We start from the raw sequence: 25,337 nt of genomic DNA on the forward strand, positions 1-25,337 counted from the left end.
CAGAAAAGGAAAAAGGTGGAAAATATTGGTTTTCAACTCTTAAACCGGAGTTTTTTGCCCTTATTTAGTCTTCTCTAAGTGTGTGCCAATGCTTTTCTATCTGGTTGATACTATACTTTGCAGGCTGCAATACTAATAAAAATATGCAAACCTCCAATTACCTTCCCCAAGACTCTTTTTTAGATTCCCTGTTAAATACACAGACAGCCCGCCTTGGACGGGTTTTTGCCAATCCGGAAAAGTACCGGCTGCAGATTATTTATACCAGGATCGACCGGGATGCACAAAACACCCCCCATTGCACAAATTTCACCTATAGATTGGACAAAAACACCTATTTCTACCCCGCCTCTACCATAAAACTGGCCGCCACCGCCCTCGCCCTGGAAAAACTGAATGACCTTTCTATCCAGGGCCTGGACCGCCATACTCCCATGTTCACCGGAAGTATGCCCGGCGCTACCCCGGCCGCCCTCACAGATGCCTCCTCCCCTTCCGGATTCCCCTCCATCGGTAATTACATTAAAAAGATATTGCTGGTCAGTGACAACGATGCCTTCAACCGGCTCTATGAATTTATCGGTCAGGAAGCCTTTAATAAAAGTCTCTGGGCCAAAGGGTACCCCGGGGCACAGGTCAGACACCGGGTGGGAGTCTCCGGTATTTCACCCGAAAAAAACCGGTATACCAACCCCATTACTTTTCGCAGGGGCAGAAAAGTCATCTACCAGCAACCTGGTCTATACAGCCCCCTCACCTTCTCCCCCAGACACGACCAGATGGGGAAGGCATACTATAATGAACAAAATGAACTGGTCGAAACCCCAATGGATGCCTCGGAGAAAAACAGGATCTGCCTGGCAGACCTGCACAATATTTTAAAAAGTATTATTTTTCCTGATCTTGTAACAAAATCACAACGTTTCCGTTTAAATGATGGCGACTATGGATTTTTATACCACTGCATGTCAGCACAGCCGGAAGAATCGGAGCAACCAACTTTTGATTCGGCAGCGTTTCATCATAATTACGTGAAGTTTCTGTTGTTTGGTGCAGAGAAAAACAACAATATCAGTGGTAATGTACGCAGCTTTAATAAACCAGGATGGGCATATGGCACATTAACAGACGTGGCCTATATAGCAGACTTTGCCCACCGGATTGAATTTATGTTATCTACAACCGTTTATGTAAATGACAACACTGGAATCCTTTCCGACGAAAATTACCAGTTCAAACAGATAGGCGAACCTTTCATGCAGGCCCTAGGCGAGCTTATTTATAATTATGAGCGCCAACGGCCGCGGATATATCGTCCCGACCTGTCCCGGTTCAAAATTGACTATTCCAATAAAATCTTTTGAAAATACCAAGTTCTAATTCTATATTAAACAAGTGAGTGAAATGGCAACAAGTAAACGTTTATGGGCAGTAGCGGCCCTTTTAGCAATGGTAACAGGGTTTACCGCATGTTTGAAAACTGAAAACACAACTCCTTCAAGACCAGTCGCTGCTTTCGTTGTGATCAATGGTATCACAAGTGCTGCAAAACTGGACTTCTATGACAACTCTACCAAAGTTAAGGACAGCATCTCCACAGGATTTGCAGGTTACAACTACCAGGCCTACGGTGGCTACCACCTTTTCGACCTGAAAAGATATGCAACCAGCACTACAGTGGTGTCTACCAGCGCTGCCAACTACGATTCGCTGACCTACTACACCCTGGTAGCATTCGGTGATTCTACCTCACCTGTGTTCTATCCGATCGAAGACGATTTCGAAGGTGCTAGCAACAGCAACCTGAATATCCGCTTCTGGAACTTATCACCTAACATCGGTGCGGTTGACGTATACCTGAACACAACTAAAATTGACAGCAACAGAACATTCTCCCTGTCCAGACCAAGTTCTGTGTTCAAGGCACTGACCACCGTATCCACTGCGACTTCTATCACCATCAAGAAAGCAGGTACGGAAACAATTGTAGCAACTAATAATTCTTCTTCTACCCAACTGACTTCAGGTGGTGTATACACCATCTTCCTCACAGGCGATGCCAATGTCACCAGTGGTACACTGGCTCCTTATGTTGGATATATCAAGAACTATTATTAATAGAATTTACCCGCTTCTGTCATTGGCAGAAGCGGGTTTTTTACTATATCTTAGCCCCCATGAGGCTAACTATCCTGATAATATTCCTGCTATCCTATTCCTTTATTAAGGCCCAGACTCCACGCTATATTATCCAGTTGCGCGATAAAGCCAACACTACCTGGTCCCTCGATCAACCCTCCCAATTCCTTACTGCCAAAGCAATTGCACGCAGAACAAAACAACACCTTTCCATAGACAGTACAGACCTGCCGGTATCTCCAACCTACCGTGACAGCATTGCTGCTGCCGGAAATGTAAATATATTGTATACTTCACGCTGGTTCAATCAGGTCATCATTCAGACTACTGATACCGCCGCCCTGAGAAAAATTCAATCCTTCTCCTTTGTGGCAAAAACCAGTACTGAAGGCCGTAAATCCGCGCTACGAAAAACCATTGCGGCCAACGGCAAAAGCACGAAACTGTCAGGTACCGGTACATACGGTGGCGCTCATTGGCAGATGGAACTACATAATGCCATCACCCTGCATGACCACAATTATAAAGGACAAAACATGATCATTGCCGTTATTGACAATGGTTTCCCTTCTGTGAATGTAAACCGTGCTTTTACCAGTACCAATATCATCAGCACCTGGGATTTTGTCAAAGCCGCTGCTAACGTATACGACTATGGCGAACATGGAACAGAGGTTCTCTCCATACTGGCATCCAACCTCCCCGATGAGATGATCGGATCCGCACCGGAAGCAGGTTACATCCTGCTCCGTACAGAAGAAACAGACTGGGAAAAACCCATTGAAGAAAATAACTGGGTAGCTGCGGCTGAATATGCAGACAGTCTGGGTGCTGATCTCATCTCCTCCTCTCTTGGTTACAATACATTTGACGATCCTGTTTATAATCACACTTATGCAGATCTGGATGGAAAAACGACCATCATTGCCCGTGCCGCCGCTTTGGCTGCTGCAAAGGGAATGATCGTCGTCATTGCCGCAGGCAATGAAGGTGCGAATGACTGGCATTATATATTGACACCCGCTGATGCAGATAATATTCTGACGGTAGGCGCAGTCAGCCCCGAAGGTGATCTGGCCGACTTCAGCGGCCGTGGCCCCACCGCCGATGGCCGTATCAAACCAGATGTGGTATCTGTCGGCAAAAATAGTCAGATCGTACGACCAGACGGCATACTTACACTAGGCGATGGTACATCCTTTGCCACACCAGTCATAGCGGGTCTCACCGCATGCTTATGGCAGGCATTCCCTAACAGTACGAACCAGGAAGTGATCAATGCTGTCAAGGCCAGTAGCAGCCAGTATAGCTCTCCAGACAATGATATGGGATATGGTATTCCCAACTATCAGATAGCTTACAATACCTTACTAGCCAGTACTTTATCGAATGATACTTTACAGTTTCAGCACAGCTGGCTGAAAGCAATCCCCAATCCTTTTACAAATGAGATCAAAACATTTGTACATGTAAATGCAGGTCAAAAGGTGGAACTGGCGCTGTTTGACAATAACGGCCGCAGGATCAGGACAACAAACTTTACCCCTGCTACAGATTATTATTACTATGAATGGCCTGCTGACTTTTCAGCATTACCTGCCGGTATATATTATTTAAGGGCGCAAAAGGGCAGGGACAAGGCCGTGGTGAAGCTACTAAAACGTTAAGTATTTCCGCTCCTCCTAACTACGATCACAGATTTCTTCCACTATCAGTTACAAAATTATTGTAGGTTTGTTGCTGGTCGCGCACCTACTAAACATTTTTGTTATGAAGCATTTGGAATTAGCAGAAAGGCTGTCAAGGATCTCTGAGCCACAAACGATCAAGATGGCGAAGTTGAGCCGCGAGTTGAAAGCACAGGGCATAGACATTGTGGATCTGAGTATTGGCGAACCTGACTTTGACACGCCAACCCACATCAGGGAGGCAGCAAAAAAAGCCATCGATGAAGGCTTTACGCATTACACACCCGTAGCTGGTATTGCAGATCTGCGAGCGGCAGTAGTGAAGAAACTGCAACGCGATAACAATCTGGAATATCTGCCGGAACAGATTGTGGTATCGACAGGTGCCAAGCAAAGTATTGCCAACGCAGTGCTGAGTGTAATCAACCCCGGTGATGAGGTCATTATCCCTACCCCCTATTGGGTCACTTATTCAGAATTAGTAAAACTCTGTCAGGGTACGGTTGTGTTCGTACCATGCAGTATTGAAAATAAATTCAAGATCACCCCTGCACAACTGGAAGCGGCTATTACGCCAAAAACAAAGTTGTTCATGTTCTCTTCTCCCTGCAATCCTACCGGATCTGTATATAGTAAAGAAGAGCTGAAAGCACTGGCCGATGTATTTGCCAAATATCCTGGTATCTACGTGATGGCTGATGAGATCTATGAATACATCAACTATGTAGGTAAGCACGAAAGCATAGCACAGTTCGAGGGAATGAAAGAACGCACGATTATCATCAATGGTCTGAGTAAAGGCTTTGCGATGACAGGATGGCGTTTAGGCTACCTGGCTGCACCTGCAGCAGTAGCAAAAGCGGCGGAGAATATGCAAAGCCAGTTCACTTCTGCAACCTGCTCTATCACACAAAAAGCAGCAGTGGCAGCACTGAATGGTCCGAAAGATTCTGCTGATGAAATGCTGGCAGAGTTCACCAAAAGAAGAGCATTTGTATTTGAACAAATGAGCCAGATGCCAGGTTTGAAACTGATCAACCCGGACGGCGCCTTCTATATGTTCCCGGATGTAAGCAGCTTCTTTGGCAAGTCTTACGACGGTGTAGAAGTGAACAATGCAGATGATCTGTGTATGTACCTGCTGCACAAAGCGAACGTAACATTTGTAACAGGTTCTGCCTTCCAGCAGCCAAATGCCATCCGAATTTCTTATGCCGCTTCTATGGAGAAGCTCCAGGAAGGGATGAAGCGTTTGAAAGCAGGTCTGGAAAAACTGGCCTAAATAATTCATTTCCTATAGAAAAGCTTTTGCCAAATCGGCAAAAGCTTTTTTTTCGCCACTACATCTGCACATTATTATTTATATATTTGCACCTGCAAACAATTATTATACATGGGTATGACATCTCAGCAAGCCCTCTTTATCGTACTTGGACTTGGCATTCTAACTATTCTATATATGACCTTGAAGGATATGTTCCTAAAACCTAAAGACAAGGAGGCAACACCTGTCACCGCCGCACCTGTTTCTGAAAAACGCAGCAGCGACCCGGCAGTCCTCCCCCTCCAATTACAAGCCTATGAAAGAATGGCTTTGCTGGTAGACCGCATCAACCTGCAGAACCTGATCAGCCGTGTATACCAACCCGGCCTCGGTGCTACAGACATGCAGGTGGGCCTGATTCACACCATCAAAGCTGAATTCGACCACAACGTCACCCAGCAGATCTACGTCTCTGCAATCGCCTGGGAAGCCGTAAAAACACTGAAAGAACAAACCATCACGATCATCAACCAGGTTGCCAGTCAGCTCCCGGCCGAGGCCACCGCGATGGATCTTAATAAACATATTCTGGAAGTATTCCTGCAAGCTGAATCATCCCCTGCCGAAATGACCGCGCAGATCGTGAATGCCGAAGCCCGCAAGTTATTCTAACAAAAGAGGATACTTAAAATCGAAAAGGAGGTGTATCAAAAGTATGATACACCTCCTTTTTTTATGAAAATGGTTTTCATCCCCCGTTGGTGAATTCCCTCTTTCATGAAGGTTTTTATGAAAATGGGTTTCATGCCTGTTGGTGAATTCCCGCTTTCATGAATGTTTTATTCGGGTAGCTTTCAGTAACTTATAGTCGTTACACAATTCTCAGACCCTGATTTTATTTTTGAGACTCCCTATTCTTGCTATTTTTTTACCATCGTCACTCTTTTGGGCCGGATCACCTCATACAGTAAATATCCTTTTCCATTGAAGTGTATATATAATGGCGGCCCCTGATACCATGGCTGTCCCGGTATTTTCTTATGTGCCTGAATATGCAGGTGTGGTTCGGTACTAAATCCTGAATTTCCCACACAACCCAAGGGTTGCCCCTTTTTAATCACATCGCCATCGTGCACAATCACACTCCCCTCCTTCATATGCCCTAAAAAGATGTAACTGTTAGAGGTTTCGATGATGACCTGGTTGGTATTGTTTGGTCCCCGGCTCATATCAGGAGGGATATTATCCGGGTTGTCTCCGTAAGCTTTTAATACCCGTCCATCGCAGGGACTATATAAGGTATCGCCAAATATTTCATAATCCGCCAACTTTCTGCTGAAGATCTGATTCGCACGCCTGCCATCGGGTTTCAATTTTACAATATCCATGGCATAAATCGCTCCCCGCAAACTGAAGTGAAACAGGTTAGTGGGTAATCCCTTCCCTCCCTGCAACACAAAATACCGCCCGGTTTTCATGGGGAAAGCCAGTTCAATGGTTTCAGGTTTGCCGGTGGTACCGGTGAAATAAAGAACACTCAACAGCGTCAAAATAGCAGTAAAGAATAAATTAAATACCATCTGCCAGTTTTTTGACGCCCGCTGCCCCTTTTTCCGGCGCAGGGCGCCAATGATCAGGGCCAGCAGCAAACAAATGCCAAACCCATACTTGGCTTCGATCGTAAGGTACACCCAGGTGCCATAGAGATAAATAAATACACCCAATGACAATCCGGCTAATAGACGTGACCAATTGTGGCGGAATAGGGCTGCGGCAGCAGTGTATGTAAAAAAAACGCTGAACAGGGCCAAAGTAAAAGTCAGTAGTAACAGTGCGTAAATAAACATAGCTTATTCGGTAAATCGTTCAGGAATGGTCCTGCAAATTATCAATATTTTGGCCTTCGCAGCAATACGGTAATAATTATGTAACATTGTCTATCATACATCATTATTCCACGAACGTACACAAAATGGAAAATATCATCAAAACAGATGCCGGTATTATCATTGAACCAGTTTATACCCAACCGGTACCCATGGATGAGTTGCCCGGACAATTCCCTTTTACAAGAGGAGTACATGCCTCCATGTACCGCGATAAACTATGGACCATGCGGCAGTATGCGGGTTTTAGTACTGCGGAAGCCTCAAACCAGCGCTATCATTTCCTGCTTAGCCAGGGGGTAATGGGGCTGAGCGTAGCCTTTGACCTGCCTACCCAGATCGGGTATGATTCAGATCATGCCATGTCGGAGGGGGAAGTAGGCAAAGTGGGTGTGGCGATCGATTCACTGGAGGATATGGAAAGACTCTTTGCCGGTATCAAACTGGAAGATATTTCCACGAGTATGACCATCAATGCAACAGGATTTATACTACTCGCTCTGTATATCGCCCTTGCCAAAAAACAGGGAGCGGACCTGCATAAAATATCAGGTACTATCCAGAATGATATTCTCAAAGAATATGCGGCGAGAGGCACCTATATTTATCCACCCAAACCATCTATGCGCCTGATTACAGACATCTTTGCATATTGTAGTACCGAGGTCCCTAAATGGAATACGATCTCAATTTCGGGATACCATATCCGGGAAGCAGGCGCAAATGCAGTACAGGAACTGGCTTTTACACTGGCTAACGGCAAAGCCTATCTAAAAGCGGCGATTGAAAAGGGGCTAGCTATCAATGTATTTGCACGGCGATTGTCATTCTTTTTCAATGCGCATAACCATCTCTTTGAAGAAGTGGCGAAGTTCAGAGCGGCCCGTAGAATGTGGGCCCATATGACAACGGAACTGGGGGCTACAGATCCAAAGGCACAGATGCTGCGTTTTCATACACAGACAGGTGGAAGCACATTGACAGCGCAACAACCCCATAATAATATAGTACGTGTCGCCGTGCAAACCATGGCGGCGACATTGGGTGGTACACAATCATTGCATACCAATGGCTATGATGAAGCGCTTTCCCTGCCTACAGAAGAAGCAGCGCGGATAGCCTTGCGTACCCAGCAGATCGTAGGTTATGAAAGTGGTATTGCAGATACAGTTGATCCTCTTGCCGGAAGTTATTATGTAGAAGCCCTGACGAATGAGGTGGAGGCAAAGGCCTGGGAACTGATACATCGTATAGATGCGATGGGTGGCGCGGTGAGTGCGATAGAACAAGGTTTTGTACAGGATGAGATAGCGAAAAGTGCTTACTTATATCAGCAGGAAATAGAGAGCGGTAAAAAGATCATCGTGGGAGTGAATAAATTTACGGCAAAGGATGAAGGAACACCAGAAATATTCAGGATAGATGACAGTATCAGGCAGGTGCAAACGGAAAGACTGCAATCGCTAAAAAGCAGGAGGGATAATGAAGCGGTACAGGCAATTTTACAAAGGCTGGAAGCCGCGGCCCATACGGAAGAAAATGTAATGCCTATCGTCGTGGAAGCTGTGGAAACTTTGTGTACCCTCGGTGAAATAGCCGATACATTAAGGAAGGTATTCGGTGAATATAAATAGGTCCTACCTGTTTAGCCGACCGCAGGCCATGCCCGGACACACGAAAAAATCACTTGTGCAGAAGGCCATTCCGATGACTACGAAAATTTAGCCGGCCGCAGGTCATGCCCCCGACTACGAAAAAATCGCTTGTACCGAAGGCATAAGCGATTTTTTCGTTATGATTTTCATTATTTTTGGCCATGTCTTTTATCTACCATAACACCTGTCCGGTATGTGGAGCCGCAACTTCACATAAAGTACTGACAGCCAAAGATTACACCGTTTCAAAGGAAACCTTCGACATTAACCATTGCGGACATTGTAGCGTACGCTTCACACAAAACGTTCCTGATAGCGCCAGCATTGGCCGCTATTATCAATCGCAGGAATACATCTCCCACTCTGAAACCCGTCAGGGCCTCATCAACCGTTTATACCACAGCGTGAGGAAAATCACCCTGCGTAGTAAACAAAATTGGGTAAAAGCAGCAACTGGTCTCAAACAAGGTTCCATCCTCGACATTGGTTGTGGAACAGGTTCCTTCCTTCACTTCATGCAGCAGGGCGGCTGGCAGATCACCGGTCTTGAACCAGACGAAACGGCCCGTCAGAACGCAAAGACATTATACAACATCGAACCTCGTCCTTCAGAAGATCTCTATTCTCTGCCTGCCGGACAGTTTGATGCTATCACCATGTGGCATGTACTGGAACACGTACATACCTTACATGACTATATCCGCCAGATCCGCACCTTATTAAAACCGGAAGGCGCACTCCTCATCGCTGTTCCCAACTACACCTCTCCCGATGCAGAACATTATGGTGAACACTGGGCGGCTTACGATGTACCACGTCACCTTTACCACTTCTCTCCTGCTGCCATGGAAGTACTCCTGAAGCAACATAAGATCAGAGTAGTGAAAAAGCATCCGATGGTGTTCGATGGTTTCTATGTGAGTCTGCTGAGTGAAAAATATAAAACAGGTGGGAATGGCTTATTCAAAGGCTTCTGGAATGGTTTCATCTCCTGGCGCAAAGGATTGAAGGATGTAGACAGATGTAGTTCTGTCGTGTATGAATGTAAAGCAGAATAACCAATAAAATAAATAAAAACATTCATAAAAGAGGGAATTCACCACCGGGGAATGAAAACCATTTTCCGAATAAAAAGGGGGCGTCTTCGGGACGCCCCCTTTTTATTCAGGTACCTGATCTGATTGAGAGAATTTCCGTACATGCAATTCTCATGGCCTTCCTGTTACTTAGGATACATCCCCCTCTTTTTTATTTATTTATGATTTTAATACAGATAGTTCAATGCAATCCTGTCATTCGCATTGAAAGTACGATTCCCCACATTATTGCAGGCCAGCATCCAGCTATTGGCATCAGGTGCACTCGGCGTACCTGGTATCAGGATGGCACCTACCCCCCCAGACCCCTCATTAACAGACGTTCCTCCACAGCTAAAAGAACGATCCAGGCAATCACTATGACGGAAACCAATGCAGTGCCCAATTTCATGCTGAATAACAGAAGCCACAAACAATACATTCGGATTACTGCCAAATGCAGCAGAATTGGTATTTAAAAGAATAGATGGATAAGGGTTCCCACTGCTGGAAGGAAAACCGGAAGAAGCATATGTAACCGATCCTCCACTTGGCCCCTGGTTAAAACCAGAAATCGTAATATCTGCAGTACCTGTAGTAATACGTACAAAAGTCAGCGATATACCCAGACTGTTAAAACGCGCGATGGCAGTATCCGTTCCTGCTACAAATGCACTACCCAAACCACTTACTTTGATCGTAATGGTACGTGGCGTGCCTGTTATCAGGTTGATGGTACGATATTGTTCTGTGCCTGCAATCCGCAGATAAGGTCCGTTAGCAGGTTTATTTAAATCAGCTTCAGAAAGGCGGATATCACCTTCTACAAGGTAATCTCCCTGAAATCTTTTTACATCTGCAGCATTAAATCCTAATGCTTCAATTTTCTGCAGAACAGCTGTTGGGATAGCTGTTTGTTGAACAGCTACTTCTTTTTTACAGGAGGTTATAATAAGAAGAAAGTACAGAAATATAAGTTTACGCATACAATAATAGTTGGGGTAAATAAAAATGAGCCGGCAGCAAATCGCTACCGGCTGCTTTGCTCATGCATCAGCTAATAAGAATATCTTTCTTACTAATTAATACAAGTAGTTTAATGCGATAACATCGTTCGCATTGAAAGTACGGTTGCCACCATTGGAGCAGGACAGCATCCATGAATTTGCATCAGCACCGGTTGGAGTACCTGGAATCCAGATAGCACCTACAGAAGAAGCACCTTCGTTGGTAGCAGTACCACCACAGCTGTAAGAACGATCGAAGTAATCAGTATGACGGAAACCAACACAGTGACCGATTTCATGCTGAATTACAGAACCTACATACAGTACATTAGGATTGCTGCCATATGCCTGTGAGTTAGTGTTCATCAGGATAGAGCTGTATGGATTACCGCTGCTGGTTGGGAAACCAGAAGAACCCAGGGTGATATAACCACCGCTTGGACCCTGGTTGAAACCAGAGATAGTAATGTTTGCAGTACCACTGGTAATGCGGGAGAAAGTGATAGCCAGGCCCAGAGCATTGTAACGTGCAATAGCAGTATCAGTACCTGCTACATAAGCGCTACCCAGACTGCTGGCTACTTTTATAGTAATCGTGCGTGGAGTACCTGTTACCAGGTTAGTAGTGCGATATTGCTCTGAACTTGCTACACGCAGTACTGGACCAGTATATTTACTGTTCAGATCTGCTTCAGTCAGGCGGATATCACCCTCCACTATGTAATCATCGCCGAACTTGTGTACATCAGCGGAGCTGAAGCCCAGCGCTTCGATTTTTGCGAGGGTTTCAGTAGGGATAGCATCAGGCTTGGTGCTGCTTACGTTATCTTTTTTACAGGACACAGTTGCTACAGCGATGCCTGCTGCCAGACACAATAAGGCGTTGAATGAATGTTTACGCATACATTTAGATTTGGGTTTGGGTTTCAGGAAAATGAAGATATTATTAGCTGATTCGCTGATGAGAAATGGACGTATTTATCATCAGTAAATACAGCTAACGACAGATAATTGCTCGTGTTTACAGTTGCTGCACATTACGTGCATCATGAACGTTTAAATTGTTACTGTTGATACATAATTTTTAGTGCTCATAAAGTGATGCGGGTGAAAGAAACGGTATGGCTAGATCCGCGTCCTCTCCGGGTTTTCAATGACTATTTGATTCCTTTGGTTAACGCCAGTACATGGCTGTATACTTCATCTCTGGTATCAATTGCCTCGACGTTTAGATTTTAGTTGCTCGGGTCCAATATTACAACTTTCCACGAAACCAAAAAAAATTTTTCTTCCCTTGTTTATCAAAGTTATGAATGAATTACATTAGTTTTATTTGAAGCAAAGAGCAACCTGTCAACCCAAAATCTTTATGAGAGCAACCCTTGTATTGTTACACTTATTAGTATGCCAATCATTATCAGCAGGCGCACAGGAGTTATCGGACCAGGTAGCTGCACGATACGCCAGTAGCGACGTTGCAGGGTCTCAGTCGCGTAAACATACAGGGTATTACCTCGTAAAGTTCCGTGAATATCCCGGTGAATCACTGCATGATTATGGTGTAGTAAAATCATTGAGTCAATTGCATTTTATACTAAAGAAGACAAATTTCGATAGTAGTTTGCAGAAGAAGGTGGTGTATACTTATAATGCAAATGATAACTGGAAAGCGAGTACGAATTTGCTTCACACATTGTCACTGAGAGACAGTATACATTTACTGAGAGACAATATCAAGTCATTGAGAGACACTACCAACTCACTGAGAGACCATTTAAATTTACAGAAAGACAGTATCAATTTAATTGTGACCTCATCAGCCCTCCCTGCATATTGTCGCATCCTACGCCACTATGGACAATCTTACACTGTTTCTATTAACACAAAAGACTGGTCTTCCTTTATAGCACAACCTTTTATTTCTTTTGCCGATGTACAACGCAAAGCATCCCCGGAACAAAGAATTAATTCAGCGGATATCTCTGCGAATGCAATCAATACTGCACAACAGGCTTACCCTGCGATAAAAGGAAGTGACATTACAGTATCATTAAAAGAAGATTTATTCGATACAACTGATCTTGATTTAGTAGGAAGGTTTTTATATAATGAGAATGCTTCAGTAAACTTTTCTTCGCATGCTACTATTATGGCGACGATGATAGCAGGTGCGGGCAATACCGGTGAAAAGGGCATGGGGGCCGCACCGCAGGCATTGTTATGTCCGGCTGACTATAATTATAGTTTACTGCCTGAGGATAGCAGTTATATGCGTACATATCATGTCTCTATTCAGAACCATTCTTATGGTACAGGTATAGAAAATTACTATGGTGCAGAAGCTGTAGCATTTGATGAGCAGGTGTATAATACAGATACTGTGCTGCATGTATTCTCTTCCGGTAATATAGGTACAGATGCAGATTCTACAGGCATTTATCAAAACATGACCGGGTTTGCAAATCTGACGGGCACATTCAAACAGGCAAAGAATGTATTAGTAGTGGGCGCCACAGACGATTCATTGCATGTGCCATCTATCAGTTCAAAAGGCCCTGCATATGATGGACGTATCAAACCTGAGTTAGTAGCATTTGGAATAGATGGTTCTTCAGGATCAGCGGCATTGTGTAGCGGTACAGCGGCGTTATTACAACAGGCGTATAAGCAGGTGTATTATACCATGCCTTCGGCAGCACTGATCAAAGCGATATTGATCAATAGTGCAGCCCGCAATAGCAATAGCAATGGATATAGCAGCGGTATCAGCTATAGCAGTGGATATGGAAGTTTACATGCATTACATGCAATACAGACATTAGCAGAAAATCATTTTTTAAAAGGCACTGACAATGGTACTTTCTCTATACAGGTACCCACAGGTATACAGGAGTTAAAAGTCACCCTCTGCTGGAATGATCCTCCTGCCGAAGCAAATGCCGTCAGTGCATTGGTGAATGACCTGGACTTAACTGTAAATACCGGTAATAGTAAATATCTTCCATGGGTACTGTCTACAGCACCTGTATCAGATTCCTTATCTGCTGCACCACATCGTTCCCGTGATAGTCTGAATAATGTAGAACAGGTCACTATTGATATACCTGCCGCAGGCACGTATCAGATACAAGTGGCTGCGCATCATTTAAACGTACCAAATCAGGCTTTTTATATTGCTTATGACTATATACCTAAAAATAACTTTGAATGGCAAAATCCGGGCGCTAAAGAGGTAATAGTAGCAGGTAACCCTGTCCCCTTTCCATTACGATGGCATTCGAATGTAACAGGCAAAGGAGATATTTCATGCAGCTATGATAAAGGCGCAACCTGGCAATCCATCGCAACACAATTGAATACCGCTACCGGTCTATATTACTGGACCATCCCTGACACTTTTAGTACTGCTTTATTAAAATACACCACCACTGATACCTCCTTTATCAGCGATACATTTTATCTCTCTCCCCGCCTTACCTTACAAACAGGTTATGACTGCGGAGACAGTGCGATGATCTTCTGGAATACATTACAAAATGCCGGTGCTTATCAACTCTATAATATGGGCAGCACCTATCTCCTGCCTTACACACAAACAGTGGATACTTTTTTGACATTGACTGCTTCAGGTAATTCAGCCTTTTATGCAGTAAGTCCATTGCACTCAGAAGGCTGGGCTGGCTTGAAAAGCTACGCCACCAATTATCAGTTACAAGGTACAGGTTGTTATTTCAAAAGTTTGCTGGCGAATGAAACAACAACTAAAAATATATCGCTTGTATTAACGCTGGGCACTACCTGGCATATCAGTGAACTGTATTGGCAACGGCTCTCCGGCAATGATTATGTATCCATTGGTAACAGCACAGTTACCAATGCGACCAGTTATACATTTGAAGATGAAAATGCACATGAAGGATTACTCTATTACAGGGTCAGACTCGTCACTGATAACGGTACAGATCTTTACTCAGACCCGGTACCTGTATACCTGCTGAGGCAACATGACCACCTGATATTTCCAAACCCTGCCACCAACCTGGTGAATGTAGTCAACAAAAGTATGAGCAATATGCAGCTGCAACTGTTTGATATGAGTGGAAGACTGATACTGACTAAAACCCTATCCAGCCTGCAGGAAACGGTATCCGTCGAACAATTACAGCCGGGTGTCTATAACTGCGTATTATATGATGAGGGGAAAAAAGTATTTTCCACCAAGCTGGTAAAACTTTAAGTAACTGGATGGTATAATAACCTCATACCACTCGCCACTAAAAAACAAAAGTCCCGGAGTTTACCTCCGGGACCCTTAATATAGCGCTAATACTTTCTATTACAAATGTATCGCCTCACCATAAGCCACCTCAATCGCATCCTTCACTGACTCACTCATAGTCGGATGTGGATGAATTGAATCCAACACCTCCTGATAAGTAGTTTCCAGCTTACGGGCAGTCACTGTCTGCGCAATAATCTCAGTAACATTCGCACCGATCATATGCGTACCCAGCCACTCACCATACTTTGCATCAAAGATCACCTTGATAAACCCTTCAGGCGCACCAGCAGCAGTCGCCTTACCTGACGCAGAGAATGGGAACTTACCAACTTTCACTTCGTAACCAGCTTCTTTCGCTGCTTTCTCAGTATAACCTACAGAAGCAATTTCTGGTGCGCAATAAGTACAACCAGGAATGTTCATATAATCAATAGGCTCAGGTTTGTGAGCATATTTCTTCTCATTGTAACCGATCGCTTCGATACAAACGATACCTTCCTTAGAAGCTACGTGTGCCAATGCCTGACCAGGAACCATGTCACCAATAGCGTAAACGCCTGGTACATTTGTCTGATAATATTTGTCTACCAGTACACGACCCTTGTCGGTCTTGATACCCAGTGCTTCCAGACCCAGGTTCTCGATGTTAGCCTGAATACCAACAGCACTCAGTACAACATCTGCTTCCAGGCTGATCTCACCAGTTGCAGTTTTCACTTTCGCTTTCACGCCCTCTCCGTTTGCTTCTACAGCTTCAACAGATGCATTGGTCATGATCTCGATACCTTTCTTCTTGTAGATCTTTTCCAGTTCTTTAGAGATATCCTCGTCTTCAACCGGAACGATGCGCGGCATGAATTCAACGATAGTTACCTTAGTACCCAGGGTAGCGTAGAAATAAGCAAACTCAACGCCGATAGCGCCGGAACCTACTACGATCATGGATTTAGGCTGTTTAGGCAGCACCATTGCCTCACGGTATCCGATTACTTTCTTACCATCAATTTTCAGGTTAGGCAGTTCACGGGCACGAGCACCGGTAGCCAGTACAATGTACTTAGCGTCGTGTACTGCAGCTTTACCGTCCTTATCTGTAACTTCTACCTGACCTTTAGCTTTCAGCTTACCAGTACCCAGCAGAACATCAATTTTGTTTTTCTTCATCAGGAACTGCACACCCTTGCTCATCTTATCGGCAACACCACGGCTGCGCTTGATAACAGCATCAAAATCAGCGCTGCTTTCTCCTGCATTGATTCCATAGGCCTTGGCATGCTGTATATATTCCAATACCTGTGCAGACTTTAACAATGCCTTAGTAGGGATACAACCCCAGTTCAAGCAAATACCGCCCAGGCTCTCTCTTTCAACGATTGCCGTCTTAAATCCCAGCTGAGAAGCACGGATAGCAGCCACATATCCACCGGGGCCACTACCAATTACGATTACGTCGTATGCCATAATGCTTAATTTTAATTAAAACTTGCCAAAGGTAGTAAAAAAATGTGCAATTGCTAGTATGCTTGTAAACAGGCTTTCTCTTACATATGAAATAATATGCCCATAAATAAAAAAGCCCGGCCAAAAATAGCCAGGCTTTTCTTTTCTTCTTAATCGAAGATCCATCAATATTTTATCGCAAATCCACTACCTCTACCCCTGGATACTTCTTAGCATCAAAGCTAAATGTCGCATCCGTCAGGTTTGTATTAGGTGTGAAATTGGTAATCTCGTATGTATAACGATTTCCATTCTTCTCAAACATTTTCATCCTCGAAATGTTCTGGTTCTTCTTGTCAATTGACACAATTACCTTAAAAACATTCTTAGACTTGTCTGTAGGTGTCATCTCTATATTCTGATATACCTTACCCTTCTCTGTTGTTTCTGCATCCAAACGGTACAAATAATCCTTATCGTAGAAGTTAGTAAACAACTTAGCAGGTGTAAGCTGTGTGCTACCTTGATCTACATTATTGATTGTCACTTCATTAGCATCTTTCTGGTAAGTCCAGCTAGTCTTGTTATCGCTAATAATCTCCTGACCTTCCAGGTTTACTTTATACTTGCTGCCTTTTACATATACAGTTCCCTTCTTGGAATCTGTCACGCTGTTGTTGCCACCTTCTACTTTCAATACGAAGTTAGCTACAACAGTCTTGAAAGTTGAAAACTTCTTGCTAACATTATCCAGGATCACCTTTGCTTTCGGATCATTCGCACCCAGGCTACCTGTTTTTGTCTGAGCCATGCCGCTCATTGCTACACTCCCTGCCAACATGCTCATGAATAAAATTTTCCTCATTACGGTAAGTTTTTTTATTGTTGTAGTAGTAAAAACAAATGTTATGCCGGGACGGTCCCGGATTGTTAAGATTGTGCCAAAAAGGCGGAAAATACAATTAAAATCCCCCTCCCAAATCATTCAATATCATTTCCAGATCGGTCTCCGTCTTCACATTCACCTCCCTCGCCTTACTCCCCAGATTCGGTCCCACAATACCTGCAGCTTCCAGCTGATCCATCAATCTGCCCGCTCTATTATAGCCCAGTTTCATCCTGCGCTGCAACAAAGATGTAGACCCCTGCTGGTTTTGCACAATCACCCTGGCAGCTTCTTCAAATAACGGATCCCTGTCCTGCAAATTCACTTCCTTCCCATCCATCTCCTTCTCATCCACATATTCAGGCAAAAGATACGCCTCCGGATAAGATCGTTGTTTCCCAATAAACTCCGCCACTCTTTCTACCTCAGGTGTATCGACAAATGCACATTGCAAACGCACCAGATCACCGCCTAACGACACCAGCATATCCCCCTGACCAATCAACTGCTCTGCACCACCAATATCAAGAATTGTACGGGAGTCAATCTTGCTCGACACCTTGAAAGCAATACGAGCCGGGAAGTTCGCCTTGATTGTACCTGTGATAATGTTCACTGATGGACGCTGGGTAGCAATGATCAGGTGAATACCCACCGCACGTGCCAACTGAGCCAGACGTGCTATCGGCATTTCCACTTCTTTACCCGCTGTCATAATCAGATCTGCAAACTCATCAATCACCAGTACCACAAATGGCAGATAACGATGTCCCCTTTGCGGGTTCAGCCTGCGCTGTACGAATTTATTATTATACTCACGGATGTTACGGGTACCCGCCTCTTTCAGCAGGTCATACCGCAGGTCCATTTCTATACACAAGGCATTCAGGGTATGAATTACCTTTTTTGTATCGGTAATAATAGCATCCTCTTCGCCCGGCAACTTGGCAAGGAAATGCTTCTCAATCAGTTTATAAAGGGAGAGCTCCACTTTCTTCGGGTCTACCAGAATAAACTTCAGCTGAGAAGGATGCTTTTTATACAAAAGTGAAACCAGCAAGGTATTAATACCCACCGATTTACCCTGACCAGTAGCACCCGCCATCAACAAGTGAGGCATTTTGGCCAGATCGGCAATAAAGTTTTCGTTGTCGATCTTCTTACCGATTGCGATCGGAAGGTCCATATTGCTCTGCTGGAACTTCTCAGATGCCAGCAGGTTACGCAGCGACACCATGCTCTTTTTCACATTCGGCACTTCAATACCGATAGTACCTTTACCAGGAATCGGCGCAATAATTCGGATACCCAATGCTGACAAACTCAGGGCAATATCGTCTTCCAGGTTCTTGATACGGGAGATACGTACGCCGGCTGCCGGTACTATTTCGTACAGGGTAACTGTCGGCCCTACGGTCGCACTGATCTTCTGGATGGAAATATCATAGTTCTTTAGGGTGCTGATAATCTGGTCTTTGTTTCTGTCCAGTTCTGTAGCATCCTGCACGACCTTTTCTGTATTGTGGTTATCAAGCAGCTCAAGTGGCGGATGTTTGTAATCGCGAAGGTCAAGGGAAGGATCGTATGGATCCAGCTGAGCAGCTTCGCCCACTGTACCAGTGGCTTCTGCCAGCACTTCATCTGGTTCGTCTTTACTTGGCTTCACTTCCCACGCTACATCTAAAGGTGCGTTGCTCTTTTTATTATTGCGGGCATTGGTTTGCTCTATAGTTTCTTCGATATACAGCAATGGACCCGCATCATCTTCTTCCTCCTCCTCCTCTTCTGTTTCTTCTTCTACTACCGGAGGCTTCACTGTCAGCGGCATATTTTTTTCTACCAGCTGCATGTCTTCCATCTCCGGTTCTTCCATCGAAGGCGCGATAATAAGACCACCTTTTTCCTTCAGTCCATTCTTACGTTTTGGATCTTTTTTCACTGGTACTTCAGACACTTCCTCATTTACGTCCACACCTTCCGGCATTCCGGCCAACTGTGGCTTAGGTGGTTTTGGTTTGCGCAATACCCATTTAAAATCCAGGTTGTACTTCCAGATACACCAGGCCAGACCAGCTACCATCAAAAGTAAAGCTGCACCGGCAGTACCCAGGAAACCAGAGATCCATTTGCTCACGCTGTCACCCATAGCCCCACCCCATGCAAAATCTGCAGCAGCAAGACCTGCTACAAATGCAGCCGTGGTGCTGATGAACAGTAAACCAAAGAGGATATATTTAACATTGCGCCATACTCTGAATACCCGGCGGCCAACGATGAAGTTGACACCGAGAATAAAGAACAGGTAGCAAAAAAGATAAGAGGCGACGCCAAATCCTTTGTAAAAAAACCAATGGGAAACAAATGCACCCAAACGACCCAGTAGATTTTCTACTTTCACCGCGTCATTATCCATCAGGAGAATGTTCGCGCTATAGCGGAATACTTTGTCCTGGTCATCCTGCCATGTGAAGAGATACGAGGTGAATGCAAGAAAACAGTAGAGGGACAATAAAAGGCATATCACACCCAGAACTTTGTGGGTGCGCTCGTCTTTTACCAGCTCCTTTACTTTTACCTCTGCTTCTTTTTCCTGCTTCAATACATTGGGGTCATTAGCACGAGGAGCCTTTTTGCTTTCTGGTTTTTCAGTTTTCAGTTTGTTCTTAGACATATTCTATTGCGCTCCAAAATTAAGGCCACAGGTTGATATATTAAGAATTTATTTTCATATATACCTGAAAATGGCGATGGTATTAGCCTGCGGCAGCAGGGAAGTTACCCTTTTTTTTAATTTGGCTTCGCCTTCAGGCGGCATGAATTGCCATAAAAATATTCATGAAAGAGGGAATTCACCAATGGGGGATGAAAACCATTTTCAGAAAAAACCCTCATGAACCGGGTTCACAAACGACTATGAAAATGGTGGTACCTTCGACAAAAGTACTACCATGGAACAATCACATATCAGTTTTGAACAGGTTGTGAGTCGCGGCTGTGGCCTCGATGTTCACCAGGAGAATGTAGTAGCCACCATCAGAGGAAATGGGTTGGAAGAACAAACCCGCACTTTTAGCACTTTCACAAGTTCACTTAGGGACCTGGTAGCTTGGCTTGAAGAATCCGGCATTACACATGTCGCAATGGAGAGCACGGGGTTTACTGGAAGCCTGTTTTTAATATACTGGAACCTCACTTTGAACTTATTCTGGTCAATGCCCGGCATATTAAATATGTGCCGGGGCATAAGACCGATCGCAATGACAGTGCCTGGATTGCAAAATTATTGCTAAGCGGGCTACTAAAGGGAAGTTTTATTCCACCGCAATACACTCGCGAATTACGGGAATTGTACCGATACAAACGTAAAGTAATAGGACAGCGGTCCAGTGAATATAACCGGTTACAGAACATTTTAGAGACAGCCAATATCAAATTGAGCACTGTAGTCAGTGATGTATTCGGTGTAAGTGGCTGGTCAATGATCACTGCCATTATTGAAGGAGAACAGGATCCTATGATATTGGCCAATTTGGCAAAAGGTAGGCTCAAAATCAAAAAACAAGAGCTTATTCTTGCATTAGAAGGCCATCTTAATGAGCATCACCGTTTTATGCTCAGCCTGTCTAAAACTGTTATTTTACAGCTAAATGACCTACTTGGTCAGGTGGATAACCGTATAGATCAGTACTTAAAAAATGGGAGGAAGAAGTAAAATTACTTCAGACTATTCCCGAGTACAAAAACAAACAGCTACCGCCATCTTAGCCGAAATAGGTACAGATATGCATGCGTTCCCTAATCAGCATCATTTGGCTAGTTGGTGTGGTTTATGTCCTGGTAATAATGAAAGTGCCGGAAAAAGAAAAGTGAAAGAATCAATCATGGCAACAGATCCCTTAAAACCGCACTCGTGGAAGCAGCATGGGCTGCAGCACATACGAAAGATACTTATCTGAAAAGAAAATATTATACTTTGAGTATACGAAGAGGCAAAAAACGAGCACTTATTGCAATTTCACACAAAATCCTAATTGCCGCTTATTTTATACTCAAAAATAGAGTGCCATATATGGAACCTGATAATCAGGAGTGGCTAAAAAAAGAAAGCAGGCGCAGATAAATAATTATCTCAGACGCCTGCGCGAGCTTGAGGCATTACCCCCATCTCAATAAGATTACTAAGTTACAAAAATCGACCTTTTATTGGTGCTTTTTCAGCCTGTAGAAAAAACTGATTTAAGACTCTAAGTACAAACGATTGTTGCTATAAGCACGAAAAGAAAATTTTAATCCTATAGAGTCATATCAAATTATGGCCTGGACGAACTATTTTCAAAGAAAAAGGTTTTGCCTTTCAGCAAAACCTTTTCCTTAAATATTTTCAATCATTATTCTCCATACAGCAACCATACCCACTTCGCCATCATCTCCATCACCATCGGATTAATCGTCTCATCCAGCGCACCATACTCCTCTATCCTACACGTATTACACTGCTGGAACAGGTGATTCAATCCCACAAAATTCCGCATGGTCAGCATCTCATTTCCACCAGCCTTCAACCCTGCCTGGATGCCCTGCAAATTACTGGTGGCTTCTGTCTCCACATCCTTGCCTCCATTTATAGCCAGCACCGGACATTTGATCTTTGCCAGGTAAGGCGCCGGGTCAAATTTCAGTAATGACAGCGCCCGTGGCCGGGTATCTGCCATATACACCTCGCGTACAAACTGCTGTTTCCCAGCTACATTCGTACTATCTCCAAAACGGTTGTACACCAAACCTAAGTAGTTATAAGCAATCGTCTTCCGGGAAATTGTATCCTTCTGATTCACCAACACCTTCAGGTAAGGCTGATAATATCCTTTATAATCTCTGATACGATCTTTCGAATCACCATAAGAAGCTGCTGTCGTCATCATCCTGTTCAGATACTGTGTTTGCCCATCTACCCCCGGCGCAGCCATGAGCATCAGATAAGCGATCATTTTATCATTTGCCGCCACCATTTCAGCCACAGCACCACCTTCCCCATATCCTAACAATCCAATTCCAACGGAATCAATATCCTTTCTGTGTCTCAAATAATCAAGGGCTGCCTGCACATCATTGGCTAAATTACCGATGCTGGCAGAGTCATAATTCCGTGTACTACTTCCTATACCACGCTGATCAAATCGTAATGTAGCAATCCCTTTTCTTACAAAATAATCCGCCAGCACAGCAAACGGACGATGGCCAAAAGTTTCATTATCCCTATCCGGATGACCAGCACCCGGAATGAGTATGATTACTTTATATGGCTCCTGTGCTTTGCTACCCGGTTTTGTCAGCGTACCACCCAGCAGCACTTTATCAATTTTATTGACAAATTTAATATCCTCAGTATCGTATGCAAACGGTGGCTTTGGCGTCTGCGGACGCTCCGCCGGCAAATCATCTTCCTTCACTTCTTTGCGGGAAAAGTAAATGCTCACCCTGTTGTTCACCTGGTAGAAGAAACCATTGTAGGTATTACGGTTCGTCCATGCACCCATAAATACCACACCGATACGTGGAATGGCAAACTTCAGACTATCGTTGGTCACGGCTATGGTATCCATGTCCACTGGTGCATCCTCTTCATCCGGATTCACCATCTGCCCTTCCCAATCACCATCTACTTTGTCGAAAGTGAGTACTAATCTTTGCTTCTGCCCCTGTGGGGTTTTCAGAATACCATACCATTTCCCGCTAATGTCAGGACCGGATTGTGCAAATACAAATCCTCCCAGGCATAAACCCAGGCAGGTCAAAACCACATATCTAAGCATAAGTTCGTTTATTTCTTAACGACCGCCAGCAACAGGCAAACCCATCCTGCGATGAAGAATACTCCACCGATCGGTGTCAGAATACCAATAATTGAAGGAAAATCTATTTTTGCGAATTTCACAAATGTAATCAGATAAAGGGAACCCGAAAACAGGATCACTCCAGTGATGAAGCAGCGTCCGGCCCATTGCGTAAGGGAACCTGGAATATGAACATATAGCAATGCAACAGCTATTAAAGCCAAAGCGTGGTAGAACTGGTAAGTCACCCCTGTCTTATAAGCCCTCTCTAAAAGCGTCGTAAATGGTTTTTCAGGATCAGCCAGGTCGTAAACCTTAGCCAGGTCATATAACTTATGTGCTCCGAAAGCACCCAGTATTACGCCTAATATGCCAAATACGGATGCCCAGATTAAAAAGCCCTTATGCATTATCGTTCAATCTTTTGGTAAATGTATCTAATGTTACGTTGTCAGATTCAGCTATTGTAATTTGCGCCTGTTGATAGAAAGGTTGCCTTTCGGCCAGTTTTTTCTCTACGAATGCCATGATCTCGTCATCAGGCAAATCCGCTATCAGCGGGCGTTTTGACTTCTTACGCTTCAGGCGGTCTACGATCAGAGACAGTTCCGGGTTCAACCAGATAGTGGTACCTCTGTCATTCATTACATCCATATTATCCTGGAAACAGGGTACTCCTCCTCCACAGGAAATCACGAAATGCTCCCCTTCTGACAGCTCACGCAGCCAGAAACTTTCCTTTGCACGGAAATAATCCTCTCCTTTGTTCGCAAAGATATCACTGATGGACATTTCTTCTGATTCTACAATTACATCGTCCAGGTCATAGAATGGTAACTCAAGATGCTCAGCCAGCTGTTTACCCCAATAGGACTTTCCGGCACCCATAAAACCTAATAAAAAGATTTTCAAGCAGTGTATATTTAAATAGTTAATGGATTAAATGGTCCAGGATAGGCACAGGCCGTCCGCAATAATGTATTGCAAAGATAGTCTGGCTTTTTTATCTGCTTTGTTAAAATTACAGTGCATAAACCCATATAATTGATATGGGAATGGCTCTAACTGCATATTTTCCTTAAAATCAACCTTTCCCAGGCCATACCACTTGAAAACCGCCTCCTTGGCACTCCAACAAATGGTCTTGTGAGCAAGAGCATCGGCCGGATCGATAAATTCCCGCTCCCTGGGTGACAGGAACTTATGGGAGACTTTCTCGATTTTATCGTTCATTCTCTCAATATCTACACCTACCGCACCTTCCTGGCTTACAATGGCGGCTACAAAATCGCCACAATGAGAGATAGAAAAGTGTAAACTATTACACATTAATATAGGTTTTTTGCTTTCCGTGATCTGGATACTATCCAAAGGAAAGCCTGGAAATAACTCCGTCAACAGGTAACGACCGGCAAAATGCTGCAGGCGTTTGTGCGGATGATGTATGGCCGGGGATATGTTCACCCTTTTCCTGAAGAAGGTTTCGTCCTCTCCGATCTGCCAAACCCCCAGCCGGCTGCCGGGAGATATTTGTATCGTACGTATTAATGGCATATCTTGCCAAATTAATACATAATAACCAAAAACAACTTACCCGATCTATGATCCTGTCAGACAAAAGGATATTGGAGGAAATTGAGAAAGGCACTATCGTCATTTCACCTTACGACCGGAAGTATCTCGGCACCAACTCTTACGACGTACATCTGGGCAAATATCTGGCTACATATAAAGACCGTGTACTGGATGCCCGCTTGCACAACGAAATTGAACATTTTGAAATAGGACCGGATGGCTTCGTACTACAGCCGGGTACACTGTACCTGGGCGTGACAGAGGAGTATACTGAAACACATGCACATGTGCCTTTTCTGGAAGGCAAGTCAAGTACAGGACGTTTGGGTATCGATATTCATGCTACGGCAGGTAAAGGTGATGTAGGTTTTTGTAATACATGGACGCTGGAAATAAGCTGTGCACAGCCCGTGAAGATATATGCGGGAATGCCGATCGGGCAGTTGATTTATTTTGTAGTGGAAGGGGATGTGGAGACTTTCTATAATAAGAAGGGGAATGCAAAGTATAACGGGCGTACTGTAAAACCGGTGGAGAGTATGATGTGGAAGAATCAGTTCTAAACTTATTTTAAATATCAAGTAAAAAAGCTTTTGCCTTACGGC

Annotated in this window: 22 protein-coding genes and 1 pseudogene; 13 read left to right on the forward strand and 10 right to left on the reverse strand. The window is 44.2% G+C overall.

All coding sequences use genetic code 11. The features are described from left to right. Positions 1-143: 143 nt before the first annotated feature. From QQL36_RS32230 to QQL36_RS32250, 5 genes are all read left to right on the forward strand, one after another. Entirely contained in the window at positions 144-1,364 is a 1,221-nt protein-coding gene (locus QQL36_RS32230) for a serine hydrolase (RefSeq protein WP_321568085.1), read from the forward strand. A gap of 40 nt (positions 1,365-1,404) precedes the next feature. Continuing rightward, positions 1,405-2,118, forward strand: coding sequence for a DUF4397 domain-containing protein (locus QQL36_RS32235; RefSeq protein WP_083723758.1), 714 nt, complete (start codon positions 1,405-1,407; stop codon positions 2,116-2,118). 59 nt (positions 2,119-2,177) lie between these two features. Beyond that, complete coding sequence (locus QQL36_RS32240; RefSeq protein WP_321568086.1) at positions 2,178-3,806, forward strand: S8 family peptidase; 1,629 nt, start codon at positions 2,178-2,180, stop codon at positions 3,804-3,806. 103 nt (positions 3,807-3,909) lie between these two features. After that, complete coding sequence (locus QQL36_RS32245) at positions 3,910-5,109, forward strand: pyridoxal phosphate-dependent aminotransferase (RefSeq protein ID WP_083723762.1); 1,200 nt, start codon at positions 3,910-3,912, stop codon at positions 5,107-5,109. A 117-nt stretch (positions 5,110-5,226) separates the two neighbouring features. After that, entirely contained in the window at positions 5,227-5,763 is a 537-nt protein-coding gene (locus tag QQL36_RS32250; protein ID WP_321568087.1) for a hypothetical protein, read from the forward strand. Positions 5,764-6,011: 248 nt separating this feature from the next. Here the strand turns inward: QQL36_RS32250 and QQL36_RS32255 are convergent, their stop codons facing one another. After that, entirely contained in the window at positions 6,012-6,938 is a 927-nt protein-coding gene (locus QQL36_RS32255; protein ID WP_321568088.1) for a M23 family metallopeptidase, read from the reverse strand. A 125-nt stretch (positions 6,939-7,063) separates the two neighbouring features. Here QQL36_RS32255 and QQL36_RS32260 point away from each other — a divergent pair, with 125 nt between their 5' ends. Both QQL36_RS32260 and QQL36_RS32265 read left to right on the forward strand, forming a co-directional pair. Then, positions 7,064-8,611, forward strand: coding sequence for a methylmalonyl-CoA mutase (locus QQL36_RS32260; RefSeq protein WP_321570571.1), 1,548 nt, complete (start codon positions 7,064-7,066; stop codon positions 8,609-8,611). Positions 8,612-8,793: 182 nt separating this feature from the next. Further along, entirely contained in the window at positions 8,794-9,690 is an 897-nt protein-coding gene (locus tag QQL36_RS32265; protein ID WP_321568089.1) for a class I SAM-dependent methyltransferase, read from the forward strand. Positions 9,691-9,896: 206 nt separating this feature from the next. Here the strand turns inward: QQL36_RS32265 and QQL36_RS32270 are convergent, their stop codons facing one another. Together QQL36_RS32270 and QQL36_RS32275 are read right to left on the reverse strand one after the other, a co-directional pair. After that, positions 9,897-10,694 (reverse strand): M57 family metalloprotease, encoded by a 798-nt coding sequence (locus QQL36_RS32270; protein ID WP_321568090.1) that lies wholly within the window; start codon positions 10,692-10,694, stop codon positions 9,897-9,899. 96 nt (positions 10,695-10,790) lie between these two features. Beyond that, complete coding sequence (locus QQL36_RS32275; protein ID WP_321568091.1) at positions 10,791-11,618, reverse strand: M57 family metalloprotease; 828 nt, start codon at positions 11,616-11,618, stop codon at positions 10,791-10,793. A 466-nt stretch (positions 11,619-12,084) separates the two neighbouring features. Between QQL36_RS32275 and QQL36_RS32280 the strand changes: the two genes are divergently transcribed. Continuing rightward, positions 12,085-14,952 (forward strand): S8 family peptidase, encoded by a 2,868-nt coding sequence (locus QQL36_RS32280; protein ID WP_321568092.1) that lies wholly within the window; start codon positions 12,085-12,087, stop codon positions 14,950-14,952. A 99-nt stretch (positions 14,953-15,051) separates the two neighbouring features. Here QQL36_RS32280 and lpdA read toward each other — a convergent pair whose 3' ends face one another. The 3 genes from lpdA to QQL36_RS32295 form a co-directional block, all read right to left on the reverse strand. Next, a complete protein-coding gene (lpdA, locus tag QQL36_RS32285; RefSeq protein WP_083730404.1) occupies positions 15,052-16,458 on the reverse strand; it encodes a dihydrolipoyl dehydrogenase in 1,407 nt (468 codons plus the stop codon). A 172-nt stretch (positions 16,459-16,630) separates the two neighbouring features. After that, positions 16,631-17,302, reverse strand: coding sequence for a LolA family protein (locus QQL36_RS32290; RefSeq protein WP_179091384.1), 672 nt, complete (start codon positions 17,300-17,302; stop codon positions 16,631-16,633). Positions 17,303-17,399: 97 nt separating this feature from the next. Next, positions 17,400-19,994, reverse strand: coding sequence for an FtsK/SpoIIIE family DNA translocase (locus QQL36_RS32295; RefSeq protein WP_321568093.1), 2,595 nt, complete (start codon positions 19,992-19,994; stop codon positions 17,400-17,402). A 277-nt stretch (positions 19,995-20,271) separates the two neighbouring features. Here QQL36_RS32295 and QQL36_RS32300 point away from each other — a divergent pair, with 277 nt between their 5' ends. The 4 genes and pseudogenes from QQL36_RS32300 (at position 20,272) to QQL36_RS32310 (ending at position 21,443) form a co-directional block, all read left to right on the forward strand. Beyond that, on the forward strand, positions 20,272-20,613 hold the full coding sequence (locus QQL36_RS32300; RefSeq protein ID WP_321566369.1) for a hypothetical protein: 342 nt from the start codon (positions 20,272-20,274) through the stop codon (positions 20,611-20,613). Then, positions 20,529-21,035, forward strand: a complete 507-nt coding sequence (locus tag QQL36_RS32305) for an IS110 family transposase (protein WP_321570555.1) — start codon at positions 20,529-20,531, stop codon at positions 21,033-21,035. The genes QQL36_RS32300 and QQL36_RS32305 overlap by 85 nt, the downstream gene beginning before the upstream one ends. 70 nt (positions 21,036-21,105) lie before the next feature. Then, positions 21,106-21,233: pseudogene (locus QQL36_RS35845) on the forward strand (transposase); the annotation flags it as partial. Next, positions 21,234-21,443 carry a hypothetical protein gene (locus QQL36_RS32310; RefSeq protein WP_321568094.1) on the forward strand — a complete coding sequence of 70 codons (210 nt, stop codon included), beginning with the start codon at positions 21,234-21,236 and terminating at the stop codon, positions 21,441-21,443. A 268-nt stretch (positions 21,444-21,711) separates the two neighbouring features. Here the strand turns inward: QQL36_RS32310 and QQL36_RS32315 are convergent, their stop codons facing one another. The 4 genes from QQL36_RS32315 to QQL36_RS32330 are packed head-to-tail and all read right to left on the reverse strand — an operon-like array spanning position 21,712 to position 24,711. Further along, entirely contained in the window at positions 21,712-23,136 is a 1,425-nt protein-coding gene (locus QQL36_RS32315) for an alpha/beta hydrolase (RefSeq protein WP_321568095.1), read from the reverse strand. Positions 23,137-23,144: 8 nt separating this feature from the next. Beyond that, positions 23,145-23,567, reverse strand: coding sequence for a DUF423 domain-containing protein (locus QQL36_RS32320; protein WP_083725558.1), 423 nt, complete (start codon positions 23,565-23,567; stop codon positions 23,145-23,147). Then, on the reverse strand, positions 23,560-24,069 hold the full coding sequence (locus QQL36_RS32325; protein WP_083725556.1) for a shikimate kinase: 510 nt from the start codon (positions 24,067-24,069) through the stop codon (positions 23,560-23,562). Before QQL36_RS32325 ends, QQL36_RS32320 begins: the two co-directional genes overlap by 8 nt. 27 nt (positions 24,070-24,096) lie before the next feature. Then, positions 24,097-24,711 carry a 4'-phosphopantetheinyl transferase family protein gene (locus QQL36_RS32330; RefSeq protein WP_083725554.1) on the reverse strand — a complete coding sequence of 205 codons (615 nt, stop codon included), beginning with the start codon at positions 24,709-24,711 and terminating at the stop codon, positions 24,097-24,099. Positions 24,712-24,758: 47 nt separating this feature from the next. Between QQL36_RS32330 and dcd the strand changes: the two genes are divergently transcribed. Beyond that, on the forward strand, positions 24,759-25,295 hold the full coding sequence (gene dcd, locus QQL36_RS32335; RefSeq protein WP_083725552.1) for a dCTP deaminase: 537 nt from the start codon (positions 24,759-24,761) through the stop codon (positions 25,293-25,295). The last annotated feature ends 42 nt before the right edge of the window (positions 25,296-25,337 follow it).

Origin of the sequence: Chitinophaga sp. LS1 (assembly GCF_034274695.1) — a bacterium.
GTDB lineage: Bacteria > Bacteroidota > Bacteroidia > Chitinophagales > Chitinophagaceae > Chitinophaga.

Excerpts from the sequence above, each read along its gene's own strand:
- QQL36_RS32295 (WP_321568093.1), bottom strand. The coding sequence starts at position 19,994 with ATGTCTAAGAACAAACTGAAAACTGAAAAACCAGAAAGCAAAAAGGCT.
- QQL36_RS32235 (WP_083723758.1), top strand. The coding sequence starts at position 1,405 with ATGGCAACAAGTAAACGTTTATGGGCAGTAGCGGCCCTTTTAGCAATG.
- lpdA (WP_083730404.1), bottom strand. The coding sequence starts at position 16,458 with ATGGCATACGACGTAATCGTAATTGGTAGTGGCCCCGGTGGATATGTG.
- QQL36_RS32230 (WP_321568085.1), top strand. The coding sequence starts at position 144 with ATGCAAACCTCCAATTACCTTCCCCAAGACTCTTTTTTAGATTCCCTG.
- dcd (WP_083725552.1), top strand. The coding sequence starts at position 24,759 with ATGATCCTGTCAGACAAAAGGATATTGGAGGAAATTGAGAAAGGCACT.
- QQL36_RS32290 (WP_179091384.1), bottom strand. The coding sequence starts at position 17,302 with ATGAGGAAAATTTTATTCATGAGCATGTTGGCAGGGAGTGTAGCAATG.
- QQL36_RS32240 (WP_321568086.1), top strand. The coding sequence starts at position 2,178 with ATGAGGCTAACTATCCTGATAATATTCCTGCTATCCTATTCCTTTATT.
- QQL36_RS32250 (WP_321568087.1), top strand. The coding sequence starts at position 5,227 with ATGACATCTCAGCAAGCCCTCTTTATCGTACTTGGACTTGGCATTCTA.
- QQL36_RS32260 (WP_321570571.1), top strand. The coding sequence starts at position 7,064 with ATGGAAAATATCATCAAAACAGATGCCGGTATTATCATTGAACCAGTT.
- QQL36_RS32255 (WP_321568088.1), bottom strand. The coding sequence starts at position 6,938 with ATGTTTATTTACGCACTGTTACTACTGACTTTTACTTTGGCCCTGTTC.
- QQL36_RS32320 (WP_083725558.1), bottom strand. The coding sequence starts at position 23,567 with ATGCATAAGGGCTTTTTAATCTGGGCATCCGTATTTGGCATATTAGGC.
- QQL36_RS32275 (WP_321568091.1), bottom strand. The coding sequence starts at position 11,618 with ATGCGTAAACATTCATTCAACGCCTTATTGTGTCTGGCAGCAGGCATC.
- QQL36_RS32270 (WP_321568090.1), bottom strand. The coding sequence starts at position 10,694 with ATGCGTAAACTTATATTTCTGTACTTTCTTCTTATTATAACCTCCTGT.
- QQL36_RS32330 (WP_083725554.1), bottom strand. The coding sequence starts at position 24,711 with ATGCCATTAATACGTACGATACAAATATCTCCCGGCAGCCGGCTGGGG.
- QQL36_RS32280 (WP_321568092.1), top strand. The coding sequence starts at position 12,085 with ATGAGAGCAACCCTTGTATTGTTACACTTATTAGTATGCCAATCATTA.
- QQL36_RS32300 (WP_321566369.1), top strand. The coding sequence starts at position 20,272 with ATGGAACAATCACATATCAGTTTTGAACAGGTTGTGAGTCGCGGCTGT.
- QQL36_RS32315 (WP_321568095.1), bottom strand. The coding sequence starts at position 23,136 with ATGCTTAGATATGTGGTTTTGACCTGCCTGGGTTTATGCCTGGGAGGA.
- QQL36_RS32245 (WP_083723762.1), top strand. The coding sequence starts at position 3,910 with ATGAAGCATTTGGAATTAGCAGAAAGGCTGTCAAGGATCTCTGAGCCA.
- QQL36_RS32265 (WP_321568089.1), top strand. The coding sequence starts at position 8,794 with ATGTCTTTTATCTACCATAACACCTGTCCGGTATGTGGAGCCGCAACT.